Raw genomic sequence first — 4,882 nt, forward strand, 5'->3', positions numbered from 1 at the left:
GCGCTCATTGAGAAAGTCACTCCCTGCCTATCGCTGGAAATGAGATCTCAGAACCGCCGCCTCACAAACAGGTGGGGCCGGGACATCGCATACTGATCTTCGGTCGGAGGAAGCCGACCTGGCTAGGCAACCCCAGTCCTGCCGTTCATCCTTGCCGCCCCTACTGGCGAAGAGCGCAGTTTCCGGCCGCTGACGAACAGGCTCTGCCAAACCGAGGGTCGCGCCGCCGCTCACCATTCCGGTCACTTAAACTCAGGCGCCGCCGCGCTGCGGCCTTCCTCGAAGCAGCCGCTCGACCTGTCCCGCAGCATTCTCGGCCAGCTGGCGGGCAGATCCGCGCACATTCCTGCCGTTCTAAATTATTAAATTGTGCGGCCACGCACGTTAAGAATGTGCTGTGTTCGCAAGCCTTCTCAATTCGTGCGAAAACTCTAAATTCTAGGCGCCACAAAGCCAAGAAAGGCTGGTACACTTCTCGCATCGCTTGGCACTTTGGGTTATTATGTTGTGCTATTGCCGGTCAAAGCTTCCAACCGAAAAGGTTGCCGTACCTTGCGAGGAATCTATGTTCGACGTGGGATCAGGATCCACTACTTAAAAATCATCGGCCAAGGGCGACGGAAACGCATCGCCTGATAGAAAATAATATATTTGGCGGGCCGTTTTTGTAGCTGACAGTCACCATGACAGAATACAGATTCCACTATGTTCATCACTCTCAAACGGGCTAGGTGCCCCCAAGAAAAAACTGGCCATATCTCTTATGTCTGCGACCGAGTATTGATTTGAAAGTGTTCTCTCGCGTTCATAATCCTGATGGACGCTGATTAAGCCGATTTTATCGGCGAGAGGTAGATTGCTTTTCGGAATCCTCGACAAGAGTCCATTGCGAAATTCCTTTCCACACAGCCACTTTTCTCGAGAGTAAATTATAAATCTTGGATCATCATTGCTTCTGGTATTGATTTTTGAAAGGTTCTCAATGATGAGTTCAGAGCATCTGTTTCCATCTACGGGGCTACATGAAAGTTTCCCATTATCATTAGCTCCGTCACTCTCGAATCCAGACCAATGGAGTATGACTAAAGACGGTTTCAATTTCACTATGTCTGAAATTTTATCCCACCCTGGGTAAATCCCATACTCTAAAGGAAGATCATTTTCAACGCCAAGCTCTCCCTTTAGAGCTTCTCTAAGCACTACCCTATTGCTGCGAGCATTCTGTCGGCATGTGTTGGTAGCACATACATCTTTTTCATACGAAATATGGTCGCCATCCATAAGTACTACTACATCTGAGACTTCCTCGTCTGAGATAAGGAATGCCTCCCATCGCAAGACATACTTATCCATACAAATTCGAATCGCATTATTTTCGCTTTCTCGAAATACTTCTGAGAATTCCCCTACTGCGCCTCGAACTTCTTCAACCTCCCCCCCCAATTTCAATGCGCCCGAGACCGCCTTTTTCAAACCATCCCAAAGTCCTTTTACCTCGATTCCGAGACTGCCTTTGATATGCCTATTGCTCAGGCATAACTTTTCAATCGTCTCAATCGACCTTTCCATGTAATCTAAATCAATGGACTGGGCTCGCGTCGAGGTGCTGCCTATACCCGAAAGAATAAAAAACGACAAGAATGCGAGTTTGATTACGCTTACCTTCCCGCTCCATCGCAAATCCAAAGTATCACCCCCCTCATCTGCTTCGTGTCCCATAAGTGGTTTTGCGGTATAACTTGATCCTACTAAAGCGCGCGAAACGTCTTCGCCGAGCTCAACTCACTTGGCATTTACTACGCTCACTTAAAACACAGAAATCTACTTTAGCGGTTTCGGCGCACGATGCCAATCCATTGGCAACACTGAATTCGCCGCAATTACTACAGCGGAGAGATCAAGAACTACATTCCATAGGTTTTGATCTGACGAATTCTGCTATGGTATTTCTATTTCTTGCGGATTCTAGCACATCCTAGACAAAGCGTTAATCCTTATAATGACGGCTACATCTGAGCCGCGGTGCAGTTGCAACTCTTCCGCCCCTTTTTGAATTGTCTACTCACTCGGTGAGTGGCCGCTATGGGAAATATATGGATTCTCTCCATTCCGTGGCCGTCAAATATGGGGCTCGGGGACTAAGCCGCTCTCGCGGCAATGGCGCCTGTGGCTGGCCGTTAGCCTCTTTGCGGCGTGAACCTATGTGGCTGACGCTTCCGGGTTGACGATCGGGGCCTTTCCCATCGTCACACAGGAGGCTCCCATGAAGGAGGAAAAGACCACGCCGCTGCGCCAGCGGATGATCGAGGACATGTGCATCCGCGGGCTTTGCCGGAGGTCGCAGCAATGCCACGTCCGCAATGTCAGGAACTTCGCCGCCTTCCTCGGCCGCTCGCCCGACACCGCGACACCCGAGGACCTGCGGTCGTACCAGCTGCAGATGTCCAGGGAGGGCATCGCTGCGCCCACCTTCAATTCCCGCATCTCCTCGCTTCGGTTCTTCTTCAGGGTGACCTGCGGGCAGGAGGAGAGTGAAGCGGAACAGGAAAGGCGCCAGTGGCGCGTTTCCCCGCTGAACGCGCTACCTGCAGTTCCACCGGGAACCACGCAAGCTTCCCGCCGTGCTCAGCGTGCAGGAGGTCGCCAAGGTCCTTTCCTCGGCGCCTGGGCCCGGCCTCAAGTACCGCGCCGCGCTCGGCATCAGCTACGGCGCGGGACTGCGCGCCTCCGAGGTCTGCCGTCTCAAGGTCACCGACATCGACAGCGACCGGATGCTGATCCACGTCCATCAGGGCAAGGGCCGCAAGGACCGGTTGGCTATGCTGTCCCCACGCCTGCTCGACTTGCTGCGCGACTACTGGCGCGAGGCGCGGCCGCGCGGCTGGCTGTTTCCCGGCCAGCCGCGGATCAATCCGCTCTCGTCGCGGCAGCTGAGCCGGGCCTTCCGCTCGGCGCTCGACATGTCGGGCGTTGCCCGGCGCGCGACGCTCCACACCTTGCGGCACAGCTTCGCGACGCATCTGCTGGAGGCCGATACCGATGTGCGGGTGATCCAGGTCCTTCTCGGCCATGCCAAGCTGTCGACCACGGCGCGCTATACCCATGTCGCGACGAAATTGATCCAGCGCACGGCCAGCCCCTACGAGCAGATCGACCAGCTGAACGACCTGCAGGAGCGCGCGCTGCCCCGCCTGGTTCCGGAGTGACGCGTGCCCCGGCCGGGGCTGGAGCTCGCTGACATCTTCCGGCAGTACGGTCCTGCGTGGCGGCAGGCCAATGCCGGGCATGTCAGTCTCTCCCAGCTGAAGGTCATGTCGGCCATCGAAGCCTGCCGGACCGAGGCGCTCGGCGGGCATGTCGCCGCCTGCGACGGCTGTGGCCACCGACATGTCGCGTACAACTCCTGCAAGAACCGGCACTGCCCGAAATGCCAGGGCCCGGCGGCCCGCGACTGGATCGCGGCGCGGGCGGCGGATCTGCTGCCCGTGGAGTATTTTCATCTGGTCTTCACGCTGCCTGCGGAGGTGGCGAAGGTGGCCTATTGGAACAAGAAGGCACTCTACGGGCTGCTGTTCCGGGCCTCGGCGGAGACGGTGGCGACCATCGCGGCTGACACCCGGCACCTGGGGGCGCAGGTGGGCATGACGAGCGTGCTTCACACCTGGGGATCGGCGCTGACGCATCACCCCCACATCCACATGATCGTCCCCGGCGGCGGCCTGTCGCCGGACGGCACCCGGTGGATTCCGTGCCGCCCGGGGTTCTTCCTGCCGGTGAAGGTCCTGTCCCGGCTGTTTCGCCGCCTCTTCCTGGAAGGCCTGGCCGCGCTCCACAGCGCCGGGTGCCTGTCGTTCTTTGGTGACCTCGCAGGCCTTGCCGACGCTGGCGCCTTCGCCGCCTGGCTCGCGCCGTTCCGAAGAATGGACTCGGTGGTCTATGCCAAGCCGCCCTTCGGCGGGCCGGAAGCCGTGCTGGCCTACCTCGGGCGCTATACCCACCGCGTCGCGATCTCGAACAGCCGCCTGGTCAGCGCCGACAGCACGACCGTGGCCTTCCGCTGGAAGGACTACCGCATCAAGCGCGGAGACCGGCAGAAGGTGATGCGGCTCGAGACCGGCGAGTTCATCCGCCGCTTTCTCCTGCACGTCCTGCCCGACGGGTTCCACCGCATCCGCCACTACGGCTTCCTCGCCAGCGGCATCCGGAAGGCCAGCGTCGCGAAGATCAGGGCCTTGATCGTAGCGGTTCCGGCACAGTCCGCCGACCCGCCGCCAGAGGAAGCGTCGACCCCCTTCGCGCTGCGCGAGCCATGCCCGTGCTGCGGCGGCCCGATGCTGATCATCGAGATCTTCCGGCGCGGACAGGCTCGCCACGAACCCTGTCGTCTGGCGGAGCGGCAGGCCGAGCAGGACCTTGAGGGTGAGACAGGCCTGGATCGCGGCGTCGCTGTACGCCTGCTATCGGCCGCGACGCCCGATCTTCTCGGCGTCGTCGCTGTCGAAACCGGACACCGTGTCATTGCCGTCTCCCGAAAGGAAAACGAGCCAGTCCGCCCCGCCCTGGCCGGAGATCCAGTCGTCTCCGGCCCCGCCGTGCAGCGTGTCGCTGCCATCTCCGCCGTTCAGGCTGTCGGCCCCGCCACCGCCGCTCAGGATGTCGTTGCCGGACCCGCCTCTCATCACGTCGTCGCCGGTGTTGCCCCGCAACGTGTCATCGTCCAGCCCGCCGAGCAGGGTGTCGTGGCCGGTGCCTCCCAGCAGCATGTCGTTGCCAGTGCTGCCCCTGATGCAGCATCGACTGGGGCCGCGAGGCCAAGGCGCGCGGCGCACGGCTGATCCTGGTCACCGACCAGGTGCTGTCGCCGCTGTCGCCCTCCGCCGAC

The 4,882-nt window shown here is 59.5% G+C and carries 1 protein-coding gene and 4 pseudogenes; 2 read left to right on the plus strand and 3 right to left on the minus strand.

All coding sequences use genetic code 11. The features are described from left to right. Positions 1–678: 678 nt before the first annotated feature. Positions 679–1,719 carry a hypothetical protein gene (locus tag HCC78_RS31460; RefSeq protein ID WP_172332658.1) on the minus strand — a complete coding sequence of 347 codons (1,041 nt, stop codon included), beginning with the start codon at positions 1,717–1,719 and terminating at the stop codon, positions 679–681. A 544-nt stretch (positions 1,720–2,263) separates the two neighbouring features. On the opposite strand from HCC78_RS31460, the pseudogene HCC78_RS31465 reads away from it, so the two are divergent. After that, positions 2,264–3,206: pseudogene (locus HCC78_RS31465) on the plus strand (tyrosine-type recombinase/integrase). A 3-nt stretch (positions 3,207–3,209) separates the two neighbouring features. Beyond that, positions 3,210–4,379 (plus strand): annotated as a pseudogene (locus HCC78_RS31470) (IS91 family transposase); the annotation flags it as partial. Here HCC78_RS31470 and HCC78_RS31475 read toward each other — a convergent pair. Together HCC78_RS31475 and HCC78_RS31480 are read right to left on the minus strand one after the other, a co-directional pair. Next, positions 4,362–4,475: pseudogene (locus HCC78_RS31475) on the minus strand (transposase); the annotation flags it as partial. The pseudogenes HCC78_RS31470 and HCC78_RS31475 overlap by 18 nt on opposite strands. A 93-nt stretch (positions 4,476–4,568) precedes the next feature. Next, positions 4,569–4,763 (minus strand): annotated as a pseudogene (locus HCC78_RS31480) (calcium-binding protein); the annotation flags it as partial. Positions 4,764–4,882 lie beyond the last annotated feature (119 nt).

Origin of the sequence: Mangrovicoccus sp. HB161399, from assembly GCF_013184745.1 — a bacterium.
Lineage (GTDB): Bacteria > Pseudomonadota > Alphaproteobacteria > Rhodobacterales > Rhodobacteraceae > Mangrovicoccus.

Coding starts and splice junctions, on each gene's coding strand:
- HCC78_RS31460 (WP_172332658.1), bottom strand. CDS start 1,719: ATGGGACACGAAGCAGATGAGGGGGGTGATACTTTGGATTTGCGATGG.